The sequence below is a fragment of the Aureibaculum sp. 2308TA14-22 genome, from assembly GCF_040538665.1.
Taxonomy (GTDB): domain Bacteria; phylum Bacteroidota; class Bacteroidia; order Flavobacteriales; family Flavobacteriaceae; genus Aureibaculum.
In genome coordinates this window covers 2,980,982-3,000,880 of record NZ_JBEWXT010000001.1, presented here as the reverse complement: position 1 = coordinate 3,000,880, position 19,899 = coordinate 2,980,982, and the positions used below count along the sequence as shown (strand labels likewise).

Below are 19,899 nucleotides of genomic sequence, written 5' to 3'. Positions count from 1 at the left end.
TATCTAATTAAATGTGTTTTCCTTTTTCCCATCCGTGTTTTCCTAAATATTGGTTGCCACTTTCAATAGCTCCTTCTTCTACTGTGGTGCCCATGGAGTCATTCCATCTGTTTAGGTATCCAAAAAGAGAAATAACGCCTAGCATTTCTACAATTTCGCCTTCGTCCCAATGCTCATATAATCTTTTTTTGATTTCCTCATCAACAGCATTCGGCACTTGGCTTGCAGCCAATGAAAAATCAAGAGCAGCACGTTCGGCTTCATTGAATGCAGAATGCGTTCTGTACTCCCAAATATTATCTAATTGTTTCTGTTCCGCTCCGTAACGTTCAGCAGCTCTAATGGCATGAGCTTGGCAATAACGACAACCTGTAGCGTTGCTACTTACCCAGGCAATCATTCGTTTTAAGGCGGAGGTTACTCTACCTTCATTTGCCATTACTGCTTTATTTAAATTGATAAAAGCTTTGCTAATTGCTGGTCGGCGTTGCATTGTTAAAACTGAATTAGGACAAAAACCTAAAGTTTCATTAAAAAATTCAGCTAATTTTTTGGTTTCTATATCGTGTTCTGATGATAAAGGAGTAACTAATGGCATTTATTATGATTTTAAAAATTCGATTTCTAAAGTACAATAAATACCAAGAACTTGATATTATTTTTAGTAAATTTATTCTTTGATAAAATTGATTTTATGCAACTGATATTAAGACCTTACGAATTAAAACTGGAACATACTTTTCGAATTTCTAGAGAAGCTAGAGATGTGCAAGAAAGTTTAGTCGTTGAGCTAAAAGATGGGCAGTTCTCAGGTTATGGTGAGGCTACCGCTAATCCTTATTACGGAGCTACTATTGAAAAAATGTCGTCCGATTTAAAAGCTTTAGAACCATTAATTAATGCAAACAAAGAGTTAGAACCTGCAGCTTTTTGGCAAGTTATGTATCAAGAGTTAAGAGAAAACATGTTCGCATTATGTGCATTAGACTTAGCGTATAACGATTTGTATGCACGAAAAAAAGGAATGAAACTATATGAATATTGGGGACTTGATATTAGCAATAATCCAATAACTGATTATACTATAGGTATTGATACCATAGAAAAAATGGTGTCTAAATTAAAAGAAAAACTCTGGCCGTTGTATAAAATAAAATTGGGAACGGAAGATGATATTGCTATAATCAAAGAATTAAGAAAACATACTGATGCTGTTTTTAGAGTAGATGCTAATTGTGGATGGTCCGTTGACGAAACCTTAAAAAATGCTATTGAATTAAAAAAGTTAGGTGTTGAATTTATTGAGCAACCATTAAAAGCAGGGGATTGGGGCGGACATAAAACTTTATTTTTAAAATCGGTTTTACCCATTGTAGCCGATGAAAGTTGCATGGTAGAAGCTGACGTTATGAAATGCCACAATCACTTTCATGGAGTAAATGTTAAATTGACCAAGTGCGGAGGATTGACTTCTGGCAAACGGATGTTAGAAAAAGCTAGAAAATTAGGCATGTCAACTATGGTGGGTTGTATGACAGAATCATCTGTGGGAATCTCTGCTATTGCTCACTTATTACCCTTGTTAGATTATGTTGATATGGACGGAGCTATATTAATTACAAACGATACTGCCGATGGTGTGGTGATTGAAAACGGCGTAATTACGTATAGTGATTTGAACGGTACTGGAGTTAAACTGACCCGTTAATGATCGTAAAAAATTTTCCAGATAGAACCATTGCCATAAATGGGAAAGACTATCTCTATTTTGGTGGAACAGGATATTTAGGACTAGCAACTCATCCTGAATTTCAGCGTATTTTAATGAAATCTATCCAAAAATGGGGAACGTTTTACGGTAGTTCTCGAAATTCTAACATTAAACTTTCCGTTTATAATCAGTTTGAGGATTTTTTTGCACAGCAAATAGGTGCAGAAGCTTCATTAACGGTTTCTTCGGGAACATTAGCGGGTAGGTTGGTTATCGATTTTTTAGAAAAAACAAGTCCTGTTTTCTTTCATTATCCCAAAACACATCCGGCTATATTGGCAAAAAGCAGTTTGCCTTTGTTTGATGGGGTTCATTTGAATGCCAGATTATTGAACGATAAAAAGGAAGACATCGTAATTACCGTTGATGCGGTTTCCGGTCGTGAGGTCAAGCCAACGGTCATGGATTTTTTGGATAAAATATCACCTCAAAAAAAAATCACTTTAGTGGTTGATGAATCACACAGTTTGGGCGTAACAGGAAAGAATGGTAACGGAATTTTCAAAACGATTAAGCATCCGGTCATTTTAAACAAGATTATGGTTTGTTCATTGGGCAAAGCGTTGGGGCTTTCTGGAGGCAGTATTGCTGGAACACGAAAATTTATTGATGCATTAAAGGGAGAATCCGTTTTTATATCTTCATCCGCGGCCAATCCCGCATATTTGCAGACGTATTTGGATGCTCAGGACATTTATGCTCGACAACGCCAAAAACTCAACAAAAACTTGGCGTATATAACTGCCCATTTAAAGAACAAGAACATAATTGCCGATAAAAACTATCCAGCAATGTATATTGAAAACGACGCTGCTTATGACCTATTTTTAAACGAAGGAATTGTAATAACCAGCTTCAATTACCCTACCTATAAAAAGAAAATGAACCGTATTGTAATTACGGCAAATCATACCGACAAAGACCTAGAGCAGTTAGTAAATATACTTAATACAAAAATGTAAACAAATGACAAATACAGTAAAAACAACTTGGAAAGGCGATAATCAATTTGAATCTACCAACCGTGGGGGTAATTTATTTATGGCCGATGGCGATGAAAAAGGGTATGGGCCAAAATCATTAATGTTATCATCATTGGCAGGTTGTTCGGGTTTAGACGTTGTTTCTTTATTAAAGAAAATGCGAGCTGAAGTTGATGAATTTACAATGGATATTGAAGCTAATTTAACCGAGGAGCATCCTAAGTTTTATGATAAGGTCAATGTAACATACAATTTTTATGGTTCAGATTTAAAAAAAGATAAAATAGAAAAAGCCGTAAATTTATCTGTAGATAAATACTGTGGTGTTATGGAAATGTTCAGACAATTTGCTGAGGTTACCACAGAGATAAAGTATTTTGAAAAATAATTTACTTAAATTTTTTTTATGAAACGCCTATTTAAAAATCCACTATTATTTTGTTTTACGCTGTTTTTGGTATCGTGCAAATCATCAACATCACAAAGCAATAATGCACTAAAAAATGAAAAAATTGTTACGGGGGCTGAACAAACAGAAAAATATGTACCCTACTTAAAAGGAAAACGAGTGGCTATAATGGCCAACCCTACCAGCATCATTGGTGATAGGCATTTGGTAGATAGCCTTCAACGTTTGGGGATTAATATCGTAAAAGTATTTGGCCCTGAACATGGTTTTCGTGGTAATGTTGGGGCTGGTGTTCATGTAAAAGATGAAATAGACGAAAAAACCGGTATCCCAATTGTTTCTTTATATGGGGCTAAACGAAAGCCTTCAGCCAAGGATATGGAAAACGTGGATGTACTCATTTATGATTTGCAAGATGTAGGTGTCCGATTTTACACCAATATAAACGCATTGGCACGTTTGATGGAAGTTTGTTATGATAATGATAAGGAGATGTTAATCTTAGATCGTCCAAATCCCAATGGTTATTTGATTGATGGTCCTGTATTGGACATGAAATACAAATCAGGCATTGGGATGTTTCCATTACCGATGTCACACGGACTAACGGTTGGCGAATTTGCTCAAATGGCAAATGGAGAAGGGTGGATTAAATCTGACGGAAAAGCCGTACAATGTAAGCTGAAGATTATTCCTGTTGCTAATTACAACCACGATATGCCTTATACGTTGCCAGTGTCACCTTCGCCCAATTTAAATACGGAACTATCTGTACTTTTATACCCATCAACGTGTATGTTTGAAGGTACATATATTAATCATGGGCGAGGTACTTATTTCCCTTTTACGGTGTTTGGTAGTCCTGCTTATAAGGGTATTTATGACTTTTCTTTTACACCTAAAAGCATAAAAGGTATGGCAATGACCCCTATATTTATGGATGAAGTTTGTTATGGTATTGATTTGCGAAATTACGATACTGATTTATTACGAGAAAGCAAACAAATTAACCTAGAATGGATTATGGAATTGTATAAAAGCAGTCCAGAAAAGGAAAAGTTCTTTGATGGTAGTTTGAGCAATCAAATGAACAATATTGAAATTCAAATTGGCTCTGGTTTGTTTAGACAACAAATTATTGATGGTGTACCGGAAGCTGAAATACGAGCTAGCTGGGAACCAGGATTAACTAATTATAAAAAAATGCGAAAAAAATATTTGTTATACCCTTAAATAGATAGGAGATATCAAATAAACTTTTAAAATAAAAAATCCTCGGCATTTGCCGAGGATTTTGGTTTAATATATAATTAATTCAAATAAATATATATTTTATTGGTCCCACCAAACTGGGGTTACAGGAGTTTGTTGGTTTGCAAGAACATTGGCTTCGTTCCTATTTAATTCAGATGACGGGTATATAGCTCTTCTGAACCATTGCCCAAAGAACTCATTATCATCTGCTTCTTCTTCCTCTCTAATAGTTAGTCCCTTAAACACGTCATCAGAAAAATCGTACCTTCTTTGGTCAACAAAAGTTTCAGGATTTAAGAAGTTATGAATATACTTTTCTTTCATAATATGCTGAAGCATTAAATTGGCTTCACCAACATCAATAGCACCGTCAGCGGTATAAGCTGATCCGTCTACACCATACATATCCATACTGGCTTGAACACCTGCCATATATGCCATGTAAGTATCGGCGTTACTACCAATACTTGTTGTATTTCCACCATTTGCCCAAAAAGCAGCTTCTGCTTTGATAAACATAGCTTCTGCATAACTGATTAACATTAATGGGGAATCTATACTAGTATAATAGCCATCAACAGCAAATCCAGTGTTTGCATCAGAACCATCTGGTGCCAATCCAGCAGCACCACTAACAAACCCTTTCCAATCTTCTCCGTCAGGTTTTTCAGCAAAACGAGGTAATCTTGGGTCAACTTCTAATCCACTTTGGAACGGAAAATAATCTCCATTCATAGAGCTTACCAATTGACTGGCAATATCGCGATGGAAATTTCCAGTATTTCTTGCTAAAATTTCACCTGAATACCAAGGATTGATATTTTTATCATCATAGAACATTAAGAAATTATCAGCATTAGATTCAAATCCGTTAGCAATAGTAGTTAAAACCTCATTAGGAGAAACCGTACCTTTATTAACCAAATGCAATTGATAACGGGCTTTAATGGTATAGGCAGCTCTGAGCCATTTTTCCATATCACCTCCATAAATTAAATCATCTCTACCAAGAGTAAAACCTGAATTGTCTTCAGCAGATAATGCTGAAATAGCACCGTCTAACAAGGCAAAAATAGTACTGTAAATTTGCTCTTGCGTATCAAAAGTAGGGAAATTATTTGCTGGTGACTGTGTAGCATCTGAGTAGGGAATATTATCCCAAGTATCAGTTGCTATACCCAAGTTAATTGCGTCTAATATATCTGCAACGGCTTTATAATGTGTAGCATTTAATTCGGTGGCTTTCTCTCTTAACGCTTTTGTATTTGGCAAAACATAAAGATAAACTTGCGACCAAAGACCACTGGCTTCAGTTTGCCCTAAAGCACCTCCACCTTGAGAAACGAAATACTGCACGTAGTTACCAAATGCCAGTTCGGCAGATCGTTGTCCTTCCATAGTACTATGAATAACAGGAGCTAATAAATCTCCCATTCGTAGTTGGTCAATGGTTGCAGTATTTGAGGGCGTATTAACGTCAAAATACTCATCGCTACAGCCTACTGAAACCAGTGCAAATAGTACTAATATTATTATTTTATTAAAATATTTTTTCATCATTTTTATTTTTTAAAATCCGACATTTATTCCAAAAGTATAACTTTCCGATAGCGGAATGTTTAATCCAGTAAAACCGTAAACATTACTACCTGCACTATACTGATTTCCTTCAGGGTCGTAACCTTCGTAAGGTGTCCAAATCAGTATATTATTTGCACTTGCAGATAGAGACAATCTGTCAATATTAAGTTTTTCCATAAAACCTGCATTAATATCATAAGATAAGCCTATGTTTCTTAATTTAACCCAAGATGCGTCTTGTATTAAAATTTCAGAGGCTCTGTTGTATCTCGTTGAACTTCTATAATAGTCTTGATCTATTACTACCTCTTGTGTGTTAGGTACAAAACCACCACTACCATCATCCATAACACCATCTAAAACCGTAGTAACATCTCTAAATTCAGTCAGTTTAAGAATACCGTTTCTAATAGAATTTCTTCTACCAGCATCATAAACATCTCCACCTTTTTTGTATTCTAACAAAAAGTTGAAGCCTAAACCTTTCCATTTTAAACTATTGCCTATAGATGATACAAAGTCAGGAAAAGCATTACCTACTTTTTGTCTGGCGTCAAAATCAACTCTAGGCTTTCCGTCACTACCAATATATCTTTCGCCATTTTCATATCTCCATTTCCATCCATATAAAGTCCCCATTTTATCACCTTCTCTAACTTCAGATGTTACACCTGGAAAACCTGCATTTGCAAAAATTACTGCTTCTATATCCTCAGGTAAATCTAATACTTTACCTTCATTAGTAGAGTAATTTACAAAGACTTCCCAAGTTAAATCTTCTGATTTTACAATATCAGCAGAAATTAAGAATTCATGACCTGAAACTTCAAAATCACCAGCATTTCTAACAATGCTTGCAATACCTGAAGAATAAGCCGTACCTACACTAAAAATTTGATCTTTAACTCTTGTTGTATAATATGAATAGTCAAATCTTAATCTGTTTTTAAGGAATCTAAAATCTAGTCCTATCTCAGTAGATTGATTTTTTTCAGGAGTAATATTTAAATCTCCTAAACGAGTACTTGAGCGATATCCGCCTGCACCTCCGAAAGGAAAATCTCCATCAACAACAAAGTTATGACCAATTCTTCCAAATAAAGGTCCTTTTCCAACTTCTGCCCAAGATGCTCTTAGTTTACCAAAGCTGAATATATCGCTGCCTTCAAACCACTTTGAAATATCATAAGCTAAACTTACAGAAGGATAGAAAAAAGATCTATTTTCTTTAGGTAAAGTAGATATCCAGTCATTTCTACCTGTAAAGGTTAAGAAAAGTTGATCCTTGTATTCTAATTTTAATTCTCCGAATACACCTACATTTCTTAATTGAACTATACTATTATCGGCGAACGTATTTATGGTATTACCTAATTCGTTAATACCAGGAACATTTAATGTTTCTCCTCTAATTTCGTCATAATTTCTTTTGGTATCTGAAACTTGATGTCCTAAAGTAAGTGAGGTGTTAAAATCATCAGACCAATCTTTGTTCATTGACACTAAGAAATTAGATTCTAATCCTGTAAAGTTGATATTTTGTTTTACGATAAATCCACCAACTTGAGTACCTACATCTAAATCTGGTGGTACAAATCTGTTACGTTGATCTGAATAGTTGTCAATTTGTGCTGAATACGTAATATTCAACCAATCAACTGGGTTATAAATAAAAGTAGCATTTCCAACCCATCTGTTTACATTGTCGGTTAAACTACTTTTTTCCATAAAGTATCTAGGATTATCAATAATTCCAAAAGAAAAATTTCTTTGTGTACCGTCTGGATTTTGATAGTCGTTAATATCAAAAGTACCTGAATAGTAACTTAAAGAACTCATTACCGATTTATCACCTGAATTTGCTCTTACTCCTCCAGATTTTGCAAAAGTAACAGAGGAGTTTATGGTAAACTTATCACTTACTTTATAACCTCCTTTTAACCTAAAATTGGTTTTATCGTATTTCGTATTAGGCAATATACCTTCATCTTGGTTGTTACCCATAGAGAAGTAATAATCTAATTTTTCACTTGCTCCGCTTACACTTAAGTTTACTTGTGTATTAATTCCTGTTTTAAATAAGTTGTAAGGACTATAAAATTGGTCATCTGATATATCTACTGTATTGGTAGGGTCATCAGGATCTACCCATGTGTCGTCAGAATATTTTGGACCCCATGAATAAAAAGAAGTTCTGGTAGGCGGAATTCTAATAAAACCAGTATCAGAATCTGGCTTATATAATGTTCTTGGTTCACCTCTCCAACCTTCACGATACGTTTCTTGAAGTTCAGGTACCGTTTTAAGATTCCTAAAAGAAGTTGAAGCGGTTAACGTAATTTTTGCTTTACCAATTTTACCTTTTTTAGTAGTAATAACAATTGCACCATTAGAAGCTCTTACTCCGTAAAGAGCAGTTGCAGCAGCACCTTTTAATACGTTAAAACTTTCAATATCTTCAGGGTTTATATCACCCATTCTGTTAGAAAATCCAAATTGTTCTGCACTGCTAGGTGAGTTAGAACCCGCACTAGGCCCAACATTACCCGAAAAGGTGTCATTGTTAAGTGCAATACCATCAACAATAATTAATGGTTGGTTGTTTCTGTCAGGGTTAACAGAGGTAATACCTCTAATTAAGATATCAACTCCACCACCTGAAGAACCCGATGTTCTGTTGATTTGTAGACCAGCAACCCTACCTTGAAGTGCTTCTACGCATTGGCTTGCCCTGCCAAATTTAAATCTTCGGCTTTAACTTGTGTTACAGAATATCCTAAAGATTTCTGTTTCTTTTCTACACCGAAAGCCGTTACTACTACCTCATCTAAAGTAGCAGCGTCTTCTTCTAGACTAACGTTTAGTGTTGATCCTGTAATTGGAATTTCTTTGGTTTTAAAACCTAGAAAGGAAAATACCAATACATCTCCTTCAGAAGCTGATAATTGATAGTTACCATCAAAATCAGTTGAAGTTCCTGTGTTTGTGCCTTTTACTTGAATGTTTACACCAGGTAATGCTATTCCGCTTGCATCAGTTACGGTACCGCTTACGGTAATGTTCTGTGCAAATAATAATGAGCATGTAGCTGTAAAGAAAACAAGAAAAGAAAATGTAATTTTTTTTCTCATAAGTAAATAATTTGTGTTAGATATAAGGTAAAGCTATAAAAAAAAACGCATCTTTTTGCGTTTTTACTTGCGTTTTTGCGTTTTTGTTCGGACTTTAACATTTTTTAACAAAATATTTAAGGAAGTTTGTATCCTTACGTCAAATAAAAAATATTATTTATTATTGTAACATGTTAAAACAAGAAAGACATCAAATCATTCTAGATAAACTTAAAGTCAATAGAAAAGTACTATCGGCAATTTTAAGCAACGAATTAAAAGTATCTGAAGATACTGTACGGAGAGATTTAAAAGAATTAGAGGCTCAGCAATTGTTGTATAAGGTACATGGCGGAGCTTTATCTATAGAAAATAAAATTCCTAGTTATGATGAACGTAGCGGATCTGACTTAGATAAAAAGAGAGAAATTGCCTTGAAAGCGGTAAATTTAATTCATGAGGGTCAAGTCATAATTATGAGCGGAAGTTCAACTAATTTAGAACTGGCCAAGTTAATTCCTTCTTCTATAAGTGCTACCATATTTACTTATAGTTTGCCTATTGCATTGCAATTGACACAACACCCACAGGTTGAAGTAATTTTTATTGGAGGTAAATTAAATAAATCGGCTCAAGTAACTGTTGGTATAGATGTTATGAATTCACTTTCCAAACTAAGAGCAGACATTTGTTTTATGGGTACAGATGCATTGAATTTAGAAAGAGGTATGACGGAATCTGATTGGGAAGTAGCCCATATCAAAAAAAGTATGATTGAGTCCTCTGATTATATTGTGTCCATGTGTATAAGTACTAAAATAATGAAATCTCGCCGATACGCCGTAGTTCCGGTTGAAGATATAGATGTTGTTATTACAGATGACGCTACCGACCAATCTGTATTTACGCAGTTTAAAGAAAGAGGTATAGTGGTGATGTGAGGTAGTATGAAGTTCAAAGAATTAAAATGAAATGGTTTTGATTAACCATCATTGACTAGTGAAAAGGCATTTGTCATATTCCTTTTTATCAAAAATTTTTATCCATAGAAAATATATGCTTTTCTCTTTTTCTAAAATTCGCTTTTAATAACTCAATATTCCTATACCAGTCTATCATGGTTTTAATGTCTGTATATTTTTGTAAGTGAGTTGGCATATACTGTTCAATAGTGCTAAAATTAACATCTACAATGCGGTTAAATTCTTCGAAATAAAGTAATTTAGTGTTAATAATTTCTAAATATCTTTGGTTAAATTTGGTCTTAAAATTTTCATCAGAATACAACACATTAAACAAGTCTGTGATAGGATTTTTTATTACTTTATTAGACGAAAGCCTTGTAGGTTTTCTAATGAACTCTAAAGGATGATGGTCAGTTTCTCTTAAATTTACCCAATCTAAATCATAGACAACAAACCTAAAAGGACCATCTTTAACAGCATAAAAACGAACATTATTGTACGGCCAATCTACATTGGCAATATATGATTGAAAAATAATATAATCAATAAAATTGTCTATATCTATTTCAGCTTTTAAATACTCTAAATTCTGTTCTTCAATTGCCACTATAAAGGCATCAATTCTATCAAAATCGCCATCTTTTTTTTCTAACTCTGCAGGATTATTAATTTTTGCTAACGTAATGTCTTTCTTTTTTGCATCTCTTAGTCTAGAGATTCCGTTTGTATTTGCTTCGGAACGCAGATTCATGATTCCTAAAAATTTGCTGTTTACAAACACAATGGAAGGTTCAAAATATGTTAAATCTAGGTTTAGCCCAGCATTTATGGCTAATTGCGTGTAAGAAATATCTTTAAGTAATGTTTTAGTAAAATCGTTTCCTGAGTTTCGCAATCTAAAAGCTTTAATTTCTTTTAAAGAATGATTTGGTAATACTTTTTCAGGATTTAATAATACCCCCTCTTCTTTAAATGTTTTATCAAATTTTATACCTAACGATTTTAGATCAAGGCTAGCAGAGAAACTCCCTTTAATTTCAATTTCTACTAGTTCATTAAAAATTATCTGTTCATTTTTTCTGTAAACATTTAAATTGCCTTCAATTTCAATATCCTCATTAAAATTTGTATACATTTTATCAAATTCATCTTGATTTACCTCTATATTAATTACGGGAAATTCTGTATTAAAATCAGAAACTTTAGCCTCTTTATAATCTATAAAATCACCATTTAAGTTTTCGGTAAATTTTGTACAACCAGTTATTATAAAAATGGTTAAAAATATAAGTTTTACTCGCATATTAAAATAATTTATAAGAAATACCCGCAGAAATATCAATATAAGGTTGATTTAAAAAATATAAATCAGGAATTCTAGAAAGGTTTTTCTGAAGTAAAAAGATAATGTCTAAATTGTTTTTAATTGAATAACTACCCTTTACTAAAAGGGATGTCCTAAAGTTAAAATTTTTCTTGGAATCAAACGTGTTTAAATCTCTGTTATTAAACAACGCAACGCCAGTATAAACATTAGTCTTTTTAAATAAATTATACCCAATCAAAACAGGTATTTTTAGGCGTAAGCTTGTTGTCTTAAACTGGGAAACTCTTACGCCTCCAGAGCTAAAAAACCATTGTGCTCCTACACCGGTTTCAACAAAAACCTTTTTAAAAACTTTAAAATTATAGTTTGCATTTAATTGAAATGTAGTTACATTATCATTATCTACTTCTTCATTTACCAGTGTTAGCTCCTTATTATATCCGAAACCAGATAAAACTTCTATACTAAACTTTTTTTGAGAAAAACTTTGCTGTATGAGTAGTGTGAAAAATAGAATTAGTACTTTTTTCAAAATAGTGTTTTTAATCATTCAACTTTAATACAGACATAAAGGCTTCTTGAGGTATTTCAACATTACCTACTTGTCGCATACGTTTTTTACCTTTTTTCTGCTTTTCTAAGAGCTTACGTTTACGGGAAATATCACCACCATAACATTTGGCAGTAACATCTTTACGGAGTGCTTTTATGGTCTCCCTTGAGATAATTTTTGCACCAATAGCCGCTTGTATGGGTATATCAAATTGCTGACGTGGAATTAACTTTCGTAGCTTTTCACACATTTTTTTACCAATACCATACGCATTATCGGAATGTAATAAAGCCGAAAGGGCATCAACAGGTTGTGCATTGAGTAAAATATCAACTTTTACCAATTTTGAAGCTCGCATACCAATGGGATGGTAATCAAAAGAAGCATATCCCTTGGAAACGGTTTTTAACCTATCGTAAAAATCGAATACAATTTCTGCCAACGGCATGTCAAAACTGAGTTCAACACGTTCCGTAGTTAAATAGGTCTGGTTTGTAATTTCACCTCTTTTTTCTATACACAAGGACATTACATTACCAACAAAATCAGATTTTGTAATGATTGAGGCCTTAATATAAGGTTCTTCAACTCTATTTAATTTAGAAGGGTCTGGTAAATCCGTAGGGTTATTAACCAGAATCATGGTATCGGGCTCTTTATTGGTATAGGCATGATACGATACGTTAGGTACGGTAGTAATTACCGTCATATCAAACTCACGTTCTAAACGTTCTTGAATAATTTCCAGGTGTAACATTCCTAAAAACCCACATCTAAACCCGAACCCTAATGCGGCAGAACTTTCTGGAGTAAATACCAATGAAGCATCGTTCAATTGTAATTTTTCCATGGAGTTTCGGAGTTCTTCATAATCTTCAGTATCCACAGGGTAAATACCTGCAAAAACCATAGGTTTTACATCTTCAAAACCTTCAATAGCATTGGTAGTTGGCGTTTTAGCATCTGTAATGGTATCACCAACTTTAACTTCTTTAGCTTCTTTTATACCCGTAATTAAATAACCAACATCACCAGCTTTAATTTCATTTTTAATAACCTGTTTTAATTTTAATGTGCCTACTTCATCGGCATAATAGGTTTTGTCCGTTGCAATGAATTTGATGTGCTGCCCTTTTTTAATGGAACCATTTATCACTCTGAAATAGGTTTCTACACCACGAAATGGATTGTAAACCGAGTCAAAAATTAAGGCCTGTAAAGATTCGTCAGGATTGCCTTTTGGAGCGGGGACACGATGGATTATAGCTTCCAAAATATCCTCAATACCTAATCCTGTTTTAGCACTTGCAGGGATTACATCTTCAGGGTTGCAACCAATCAAATCTACAATATCATCAGTAACTTCTTCAGGATTTGCACTTGGTAAATCGACTTTATTTAGAACGGGAATTATCTCTAAATCATTTTCTAATGCCAAATACAAATTAGAAATGGTCTGAGCCTGGATGCTTTGAGCGGCATCAACAATGAGTAACGCACCTTCACAAGCTGCAATAGAACGTGACACTTCATAAGAAAAATCGACATGGCCAGGGGTGTCAATCAAGTTTAAGGTATATTTTTCGCCTTCGTAAACATAATCCATTTGTATGGCGTGACTTTTAATAGTAATACCACGCTCACGCTCTAAATCCATATTATCTAACAGCTGATCTTGTTTTTCACGATCGGTTATGGTGCCAGTAAATTCCAACAATCTATCCGCCAAGGTGCTTTTACCATGGTCAATATGAGCGATAATACAAAAGTTACGGATGTTCTTCATTCAGTCCTAAAAATAAGTGAACAAAGATACTGTTTTTAATATTGCTACAAAACGAATAGCCAATTATGCATCTTCCTATAAAAATTGTAAATTTGAGTACAATTTTATATCTGTATTATGGAGTTTAGAAGAATGCGACCGCGTAAACAACCCAACCAAAAGAGAGCAATGCTTCTGATTATATTGTTGCTCTTGGTAATTCTTTTATGGTTAAACGCAGATGGTTTGGTTGCACGTTTATTCGATTAATACTATGAAAATTTTAATTACCGGAGCAACTGGTTTAATTGGTGCCGAAATTATAAAGCTTTGTGAAAAGAAGAATTATTTTGTTCATTATCTTACCACTAGTAAAGATAAAATTAAAGATACTACCTCAAAAAAAGGGTTTTATTGGAATCCTAAATCACAAGAAATTGATGTAACCTGTTTAGATGGTGTTAATGCTATAATTAATTTGGCAGGAGCTTCTGTTTCTGAACGTTGGACAGAAAAGCATAAAGAGAATATGCTAAACAGTAGAATTGATACCGTTCAATTACTATATAAATTACTTTCTGAAAATGAACATAACGTAACTCATTTTTCTTCGGCTTCTGCATTGGGTATTTATCCATCATCTTTAGAGGCTAAATACAGAGAAAAGGACGATACTGTTATCAATGCTACTTTTTTAGGAGAAGTAGTTAAAAAATGGGAAGATGAGATGGATACTATTGAAAGCTTAGGGATTACGGTTTCTAAACTGAGAACGGGAATTGTATTATCGGCAAAAGGTGGAGCCTTAGAGCAAATGAAAAAACCCGTAAAATGGTATATGGGAGCACCTTTGGGCAATGGTAAGCAAGTTCAGTCATGGATTCACATAGCTGATATGGCAAGTATGTATCTGTATATAATTGAACATAATAGCGGTGGTGTTTTTAACGCTTCGGCTTCTAACCCTGTTTCGAATCAACAACTTACCGAAGCCATTGCAAAACAGCTTAATAAACCCATTTGGCTGCCAAATGTTCCTTCTTTTGTATTAAAATTGGTGCTGGGAGAAATGTCAGCTATTGTTTTAGAAAGCCAACATTTAATTAATGATAAAATAAAATACCAAGGGTTTCAATTTCAATACGAGTGGATTGATGATGCTTTAGAAGACTGTCTATAATCTTTTTTTTGGCTCAATTCTCATTATCAAATATTTATTTTTTAATACTTTTTTTTACGATATTGTAAGTTTTTTGTCTTTATTTCGACTATAACTCAACTATTAACACAAAAACTTATAAAAAATGAAAAAACTAACACTTAGCCTTTTAATGGGCACACTTTTGCTTTCTTCATGTGTAAGGTTTGATACCTTAGATGATATTTTACACGGGGGTGATTCCAACAATGGTAAGACTGATTATTTTGCAGTTGCCAATCGTGGCGATGGAACTGTTACTATTTATGATGCCGATACTCAAGAACAATCGACTACAATTACACTTGAAGATGAAAACGCAGCACCAACGTATGTAGTTTACAGTACTAAAAGAGATCGGTTATATGTAGCCGATTTTAACAATGCTAAAATAAATGTTTACAAGGGCTCAGATTTTTCAAAAGTTGGAGAATACCCTGTTGGAAATGGAGCTTTCCATATGTGGTTGAATAATTTTTCTAACCAACTATGGGTAAACAATATTGTAGATAAAACCACTTCTGTTATCAGCTTACGAAATGGTAGAACATTGGCAACTTTATCATTACCAGACAATATAAATTTTGCTGATGATGCCGCACAACATGATGTTACTATTTCTCCAAATGGAGCTTTTGCTTATGTAAGTGTCTTTTCTAAAACAGGGGCTAATTATCTATTACAGTATAATGCTCGTAATTTCAAGCTTAAAAATCATATTGAAGTAGGTGGAGACCCTCATTTGGTGTCATCACACCGATTTTTGTATGTACTATCTCAAGTGGACTCTTCTATTAAAGAATATAAATACGCCAATTTACGGTCAACAAATAGAGATGGCTCTTTGGCCGATGTACATGGTGTAACTTTAGGTAAGGACAATAATTTATTTTTAACGAACATTGCCGATAAAAGAGTGGCATCTTATGATATCAGAACCCAAAGCATAAGTTCTGTTGCCGATGCTCCAGTTGCTGATGGTGTTGCACATAACGTATCGTATAATTTTGATAAAGAAATTTTGGCATTAACACGATCTGGAGGCTCAACAGTTGACTTTTTTAAGGTTGTTGAAGGAGATATTGAATATTTATCCTCTGACGCTTCAGGTGGTAATCCATTCGGAATTGTCTATATTGATAGGTAATCTCAATAAATAAACTACTGCTTTTTTAATTATTTGAGTTTTAAAAGACCTAATAGGTTTAACCTGTTAGGTCTTTTTTATGAAGTTATTTATTAATACTTGGGTAGAGGACATTAATTACAAATTGCTGTAAATAAATTATTTTTTCCAATTTTAATGTTGCCTTTCTCTATTTTTATAGGAGTGATTCTAGTAAATGGAGCCAACTGTTCGTCCCTAGGGTTATCGTAACGAGGGAAAAATTCATTGCCATACGCTAATAATTCTGGTATTAGTTCTTTTTTCATAAATTCGTCCATATAAGCTTTCTCATCCTCGCTATCTTCAATTGAGGCAGGTCTTTTAGAGGCTGCTTTTTTATTGGAGTCAAAATAGAGATTCCCATTTTTATAAGTAGCTGCAAATTCAATTACCTCGGTATATTGATTGGACAACCCTACAACTACCAAATCATTAAAATCTTTAGGGATTTTAAATTGATATAGCTCTGAATTATTTGCATTCTGTCCATAAGCTTTCTCAGTAAATGCAACCTCTGAAAATTGGTTAGCTGTTTTGAGTATATAGGGATAATCAAAGCAATTAGCGTCCTGATTAAACAAAGGCTGAAAAGTATCACTTGTTTTAGAATTTAGATTAACTAAAGAGCTCTCTTCGCAGCTAAACTTTAAATGTGTACTATCAATTAAGGATTCTAATTTACGTCCATATAAATAGAATTTAGGATGAGCAGTAGTTTTAAATTTTACCTGATTGCCTTCAATTTTCCAGGTACCTTTTAAAGCTCCACCAAAATAGAAAGTAGCAAAGGTTTTATTTTCAAAAATAGTTACCCATTGACCACCTTGAGGATCGCTACTTGGCAACCTGTAGGAACCCACAATGTCTTCCTCGGTTGGGTTTTGTGCCATAGCCATAAATGAGATTAGAAAAAATAATAGTATTAATTTTTGCATTTTATTTTTATTAGCGAATTCAAAGTTAAAATATCTAACTCACAAGTAGCTACTTAAATTAATATTTGAACTCAAATAATTAACTATTATGTGCCACATTTTGACTATTTTTGAGAGTAATAAAACAGATATGAAAACTTCCAAGAAAAAAAATATTGCAATTTTAATAGTAATACTATTAATGGTCTATCCTGTATTTGCTCAAGACAAAGTTGTAGAAGGAAAGGTAACTACCTATAAAAAAATAGCCCTTAAAAGTGCCAAAGTCACAGTAAAGAAAACAAAAGAGATGACTTTTACTGATTCTTTAGGTTATTTTAAATTAAAATGTGGAGGTAAAGACAAATTAGTGGTTTCAGCGAAAGGCTTTAAATCAAAAATAGTTAAAGTAAAGAATAGTGAAAATCCAGTAAAAATTAACCTTGAAGTAGATGGTGAAGAAAGCGACCTTGACTTGGCATTTGCAAATGGGCATATTAATAGTAAAGAATTAAAAAAAGCTAAGGTGTTATTTAATACGGTACAACCTTATAGTTTCGGGTTTAGCAATATTGTGGAATTACTTAAGAATAAGTTTCCCAATGCAAATGTTTCAGATGAAGGTGTTATAATTAGAGGTTATAATACTTCATCGGAGGTTACAAGCAACTATGCATTAATTGTCTTGAATGGTGTATTGATTAATTTTGAAACATTAAAAAGTTTAAACCTAATGGAAATAAAAAACATTAGAATGCTTCACGGTGCGGCGGCTACTAGGTTTGGTTCTGGAAGTAGTAATGGAGTGGTCTCTGTTGAACTTTTGCAGAAGTAAAATTGGTATGGTCAAAAATTTCTTTTACTTATTCCGATACTTCTCAAACCAAGCCACAATATGGTCAACTTTAGTAATTAACTGGCTGGGGCGGTTAACGATTAAGTGATAAGCTCCAGGAATTTCCACTAACGCCGTTTCAATTTTTCTAATTTTTAAAGCACTGTATAATTGCTTTGATTCGGAAAGTGGTGTACGTCTGTCCTCCGTACCAACCATTACTAGAGTAGGCGTTTCTATATTACCGACTAAAGATATGGGCGAAAACTTCCAATAAGTTTCAAAATTCTCCCAGGGTTGCCCTGGATAACGGCTATCGGCATAACCGTAGTAATTATCGGCAGTTAGGGTTTTACTAATCCAGTTCATAACAGGTTTAATAACAGCAGCGGCTTTGAAACGATTGTTTTTACCAATCATCCAAGCGGTCATTATGCCACCAGCACTTCCACCGGTTACATATAACTCGTTAGTAGCAATATTTCCTTTAGCGATAACGGCATCTACACCATCCATAACATCGTCATAATCGTTACCGGGATAATTATGATAAAGTAGATTTCCGAATTTTTCGCCATAACTGGTACTCCCTCTCGGGTTGGGATAAAAAACCACATAACCTGCACTGGCGTACAATTGCATTTCTGGAGAAAACCGATCACCATAATTGGAAATAGGACCACCGTGATTTTCAACCAATAGTGGATATTTTTTAGAAGCATCAAAATCGGGCGGATATACGATCCATCCTTGAATATTGTTACCATCAATGGTCGATTTATACCAAACTTCTTCTACCTCACCCAAGGTTCTGTAGGGTAAAATGTCATCATTTAATTTAGATATTTTACGTGTTTTTCCTTTTTGTACAACCGCAATTTCGGCAGGATAATTAGGTGTGGATTGAGTATAAGCAATATTACCATTTTGAGATAAGGAATAAGAACCAGCACCGTATGGGCGTCCAATAGCCGTACCCCCTAAATTATCGGCTATTTTAGATGTTTTACCAGATAGGGTAGTATAACCAATTTTTGTGTTGCCCTTATCGTCATATTGAAAATAAAGCCCTTTGCCATCATTGCTCCATGTTAAATTAGACGGATTTCTATCTAAATTGGTTTTAATTTCTTTTTTGTTAGTACCATCAACATCCATTAAATAAATGTGGCGAACTTGATAGGTTTGAACTTTATCATCAAAGCCTACATAGGCAATTTGTTTGCCGTTGGGCGATAGGGTCAAGCCGCTGTCAGGGCCTTTTCTATTTGTTAAAGCGGTGGTTTTTCCTGTGGCAATATCAATGTTGTAGATTTCGGAATTCCTGAAGTCGTAATTCCAATCATCGATCAAATTACCGCTGAAATAAAGCGATTTCCCATCTTTTGCCCAATGCGGACTACCAAATTTATAGTTGTCCGTAGAAATTTGACGAGGCGTTCCACCCTCAGCGGAAACAATAAATATATGTTTAAATCCAGGTTGTATATATCCAGAGCCATCGGCTTCATACTTAAACCGTGTAGTTACCCTTGGATGGTCTGCCCATTTTGCTCCTTTGGGCTTTTTTGGTGGTTTTACCAATTTGGGCTGAGCTTCCGGTACGGTCATTAAAAAAGCGATGTGTTTTCCGTCTGGAGACCAACGTAATCCACTGGGCGACTTCTCCAATTGTGTCAGTTTAGCCGTTTTTCCTGTTGCCAACCAATAGACAAAAATTTCCGAACCATTTTCAGTGCTACTTGTAAAAGCAATTTTAGTGCCATCAGGAGACCATTTTGGATTAGACTCATTTACTTCATTGCTTGTTAATTTAAAATTATTGGTGCCATTTGCATTCATCATCCAAAGCCGTGATTGCTTTCTGTCATTCATAATGTCAAATCCGTAACGCTGATAAACTATACGATTTCCATCAGGGGAAATTTCAGGATTTACGGCCCATTCCAACTCAAAAACATCAAGATTTTGAAAATGGGTTTTGTTTTGAGAAAAACAAAGTGTGGAAATAAACAGAAAACAAAGGGTAGCAATTCGGATCATAATACTAAATTTAGATGAGGCAT

General features: G+C 34.2%; 17 protein-coding genes. 8 read left to right on the top strand and 9 right to left on the bottom strand.

Going from position 1 to position 19,899, the window contains the following annotated elements:
* Positions 1-7: 7 nt before the first annotated feature.
* Positions 8-598, bottom strand: coding sequence for a carboxymuconolactone decarboxylase family protein (locus tag U5A88_RS13450; protein ID WP_354207262.1), 591 nt, complete (start codon positions 596-598; stop codon positions 8-10).
* 96 nt (positions 599-694) lie between these two features.
* Here U5A88_RS13450 and U5A88_RS13445 point away from each other — a divergent pair, with 96 nt between their 5' ends.
* Genes U5A88_RS13445 through U5A88_RS13430 form a run of 4 tightly spaced genes read left to right on the top strand, consistent with a single transcriptional unit; the run spans position 695 to position 4,396 of the window.
* Entirely contained in the window at positions 695-1,708 is a 1,014-nt protein-coding gene (locus U5A88_RS13445) for a dipeptide epimerase (RefSeq protein WP_354207260.1), read from the top strand.
* On the top strand, positions 1,708-2,733 hold the full coding sequence (locus tag U5A88_RS13440) for an aminotransferase class I/II-fold pyridoxal phosphate-dependent enzyme (protein ID WP_354207258.1): 1,026 nt from the start codon (positions 1,708-1,710) through the stop codon (positions 2,731-2,733). Before U5A88_RS13445 ends, U5A88_RS13440 begins: the two co-directional genes overlap by 1 nt.
* 4 nt (positions 2,734-2,737) lie before the next feature.
* A complete protein-coding gene (locus tag U5A88_RS13435; protein ID WP_354207257.1) occupies positions 2,738-3,142 on the top strand; it encodes an OsmC family protein in 405 nt (134 codons plus the stop codon).
* A gap of 18 nt (positions 3,143-3,160) precedes the next feature.
* Complete coding sequence (locus U5A88_RS13430; RefSeq protein WP_354207255.1) at positions 3,161-4,396, top strand: exo-beta-N-acetylmuramidase NamZ family protein; 1,236 nt, start codon at positions 3,161-3,163, stop codon at positions 4,394-4,396.
* Positions 4,397-4,495: 99 nt separating this feature from the next.
* Here U5A88_RS13430 and U5A88_RS13425 read toward each other — a convergent pair whose 3' ends face one another.
* Genes U5A88_RS13425 through U5A88_RS13415 form a run of 3 tightly spaced genes read right to left on the bottom strand, consistent with a single transcriptional unit; the run spans position 4,496 to position 9,129 of the window.
* Positions 4,496-5,977: a SusD/RagB family nutrient-binding outer membrane lipoprotein gene (locus tag U5A88_RS13425; RefSeq protein WP_354207254.1), complete on the bottom strand. Its 1,482-nt coding sequence runs from the start codon at positions 5,975-5,977 to the stop codon at positions 4,496-4,498.
* 9 nt (positions 5,978-5,986) lie between these two features.
* A complete protein-coding gene (locus U5A88_RS13420) occupies positions 5,987-8,680 on the bottom strand; it encodes a SusC/RagA family TonB-linked outer membrane protein (RefSeq protein WP_354208190.1) in 2,694 nt (897 codons plus the stop codon).
* Between the two features lie 32 nt (positions 8,681-8,712).
* On the bottom strand, positions 8,713-9,129 hold the full coding sequence (locus U5A88_RS13415; protein ID WP_354207253.1) for a carboxypeptidase-like regulatory domain-containing protein: 417 nt from the start codon (positions 9,127-9,129) through the stop codon (positions 8,713-8,715).
* A 170-nt stretch (positions 9,130-9,299) separates the two neighbouring features.
* Here U5A88_RS13415 and U5A88_RS13410 point away from each other — a divergent pair, with 170 nt between their 5' ends.
* Positions 9,300-10,049 (top strand): DeoR/GlpR family DNA-binding transcription regulator, encoded by a 750-nt coding sequence (locus U5A88_RS13410; RefSeq protein ID WP_354207252.1) that lies wholly within the window; start codon positions 9,300-9,302, stop codon positions 10,047-10,049.
* A gap of 88 nt (positions 10,050-10,137) precedes the next feature.
* Here the strand turns inward: U5A88_RS13410 and U5A88_RS13405 are convergent, their stop codons facing one another.
* The 3 genes from U5A88_RS13405 to lepA are packed head-to-tail and all read right to left on the bottom strand — an operon-like array spanning position 10,138 to position 13,739.
* Positions 10,138-11,376, bottom strand: coding sequence for a CotH kinase family protein (locus tag U5A88_RS13405; protein ID WP_354207250.1), 1,239 nt, complete (start codon positions 11,374-11,376; stop codon positions 10,138-10,140).
* A gap of 1 nt (position 11,377) precedes the next feature.
* Positions 11,378-11,932, bottom strand: coding sequence for a hypothetical protein (locus U5A88_RS13400; RefSeq protein WP_354207248.1), 555 nt, complete (start codon positions 11,930-11,932; stop codon positions 11,378-11,380).
* Positions 11,933-11,942: 10 nt separating this feature from the next.
* Positions 11,943-13,739, bottom strand: coding sequence for a translation elongation factor 4 (lepA, locus tag U5A88_RS13395; protein WP_354207247.1), 1,797 nt, complete (start codon positions 13,737-13,739; stop codon positions 11,943-11,945).
* Between the two features lie 253 nt (positions 13,740-13,992).
* Between lepA and U5A88_RS13390 the strand changes: the two genes are divergently transcribed.
* Together U5A88_RS13390 and U5A88_RS13385 are read left to right on the top strand one after the other, a co-directional pair.
* The gene (locus U5A88_RS13390) at positions 13,993-14,898 is read left to right on the top strand and encodes a TIGR01777 family oxidoreductase (RefSeq protein WP_354207246.1); all 906 of its coding nucleotides are present in this window, start codon (positions 13,993-13,995) and stop codon (positions 14,896-14,898) included.
* Positions 14,899-15,022: 124 nt separating this feature from the next.
* Entirely contained in the window at positions 15,023-16,063 is a 1,041-nt protein-coding gene (locus U5A88_RS13385; protein WP_354207244.1) for a YncE family protein, read from the top strand.
* 113 nt (positions 16,064-16,176) lie between these two features.
* On the opposite strand, the gene U5A88_RS13380 is transcribed toward U5A88_RS13385, so the two are convergent.
* Complete coding sequence (locus tag U5A88_RS13380; protein WP_354207242.1) at positions 16,177-17,019, bottom strand: hypothetical protein; 843 nt, start codon at positions 17,017-17,019, stop codon at positions 16,177-16,179.
* A 130-nt stretch (positions 17,020-17,149) separates the two neighbouring features.
* On the opposite strand from U5A88_RS13380, the gene U5A88_RS13375 reads away from it, so the two are divergent.
* Positions 17,150-17,833: a carboxypeptidase-like regulatory domain-containing protein gene (locus U5A88_RS13375; protein ID WP_354207241.1), complete on the top strand. Its 684-nt coding sequence runs from the start codon at positions 17,150-17,152 to the stop codon at positions 17,831-17,833.
* Between the two features lie 24 nt (positions 17,834-17,857).
* Here the strand turns inward: U5A88_RS13375 and U5A88_RS13370 are convergent, their stop codons facing one another.
* Complete coding sequence (locus tag U5A88_RS13370) at positions 17,858-19,876, bottom strand: S9 family peptidase (RefSeq protein WP_354207239.1); 2,019 nt, start codon at positions 19,874-19,876, stop codon at positions 17,858-17,860.
* Positions 19,877-19,899 lie beyond the last annotated feature (23 nt).

Bases quoted from the DNA above. Each gene is read 5' to 3' on its own strand.
- U5A88_RS13450 (WP_354207262.1), bottom strand. From the start codon at position 598: ATGCCATTAGTTACTCCTTTATCATCAGAACACGATATAGAAACCAAA.
- U5A88_RS13445 (WP_354207260.1), top strand. From the start codon at position 695: ATGCAACTGATATTAAGACCTTACGAATTAAAACTGGAACATACTTTT.
- U5A88_RS13440 (WP_354207258.1), top strand. From the start codon at position 1,708: ATGATCGTAAAAAATTTTCCAGATAGAACCATTGCCATAAATGGGAAA.
- U5A88_RS13435 (WP_354207257.1), top strand. From the start codon at position 2,738: ATGACAAATACAGTAAAAACAACTTGGAAAGGCGATAATCAATTTGAA.
- U5A88_RS13430 (WP_354207255.1), top strand. From the start codon at position 3,161: ATGAAACGCCTATTTAAAAATCCACTATTATTTTGTTTTACGCTGTTT.
- U5A88_RS13425 (WP_354207254.1), bottom strand. From the start codon at position 5,977: ATGATGAAAAAATATTTTAATAAAATAATAATATTAGTACTATTTGCA.
- U5A88_RS13415 (WP_354207253.1), bottom strand. From the start codon at position 9,129: ATGAGAAAAAAAATTACATTTTCTTTTCTTGTTTTCTTTACAGCTACA.
- U5A88_RS13410 (WP_354207252.1), top strand. From the start codon at position 9,300: ATGTTAAAACAAGAAAGACATCAAATCATTCTAGATAAACTTAAAGTC.
- U5A88_RS13405 (WP_354207250.1), bottom strand. From the start codon at position 11,376: ATGCGAGTAAAACTTATATTTTTAACCATTTTTATAATAACTGGTTGT.
- lepA (WP_354207247.1), bottom strand. From the start codon at position 13,739: ATGAAGAACATCCGTAACTTTTGTATTATCGCTCATATTGACCATGGT.
- U5A88_RS13390 (WP_354207246.1), top strand. From the start codon at position 13,993: ATGAAAATTTTAATTACCGGAGCAACTGGTTTAATTGGTGCCGAAATT.
- U5A88_RS13385 (WP_354207244.1), top strand. From the start codon at position 15,023: ATGAAAAAACTAACACTTAGCCTTTTAATGGGCACACTTTTGCTTTCT.
- U5A88_RS13380 (WP_354207242.1), bottom strand. From the start codon at position 17,019: ATGCAAAAATTAATACTATTATTTTTTCTAATCTCATTTATGGCTATG.
- U5A88_RS13375 (WP_354207241.1), top strand. From the start codon at position 17,150: ATGAAAACTTCCAAGAAAAAAAATATTGCAATTTTAATAGTAATACTA.
- U5A88_RS13370 (WP_354207239.1), bottom strand. From the start codon at position 19,876: ATGATCCGAATTGCTACCCTTTGTTTTCTGTTTATTTCCACACTTTGT.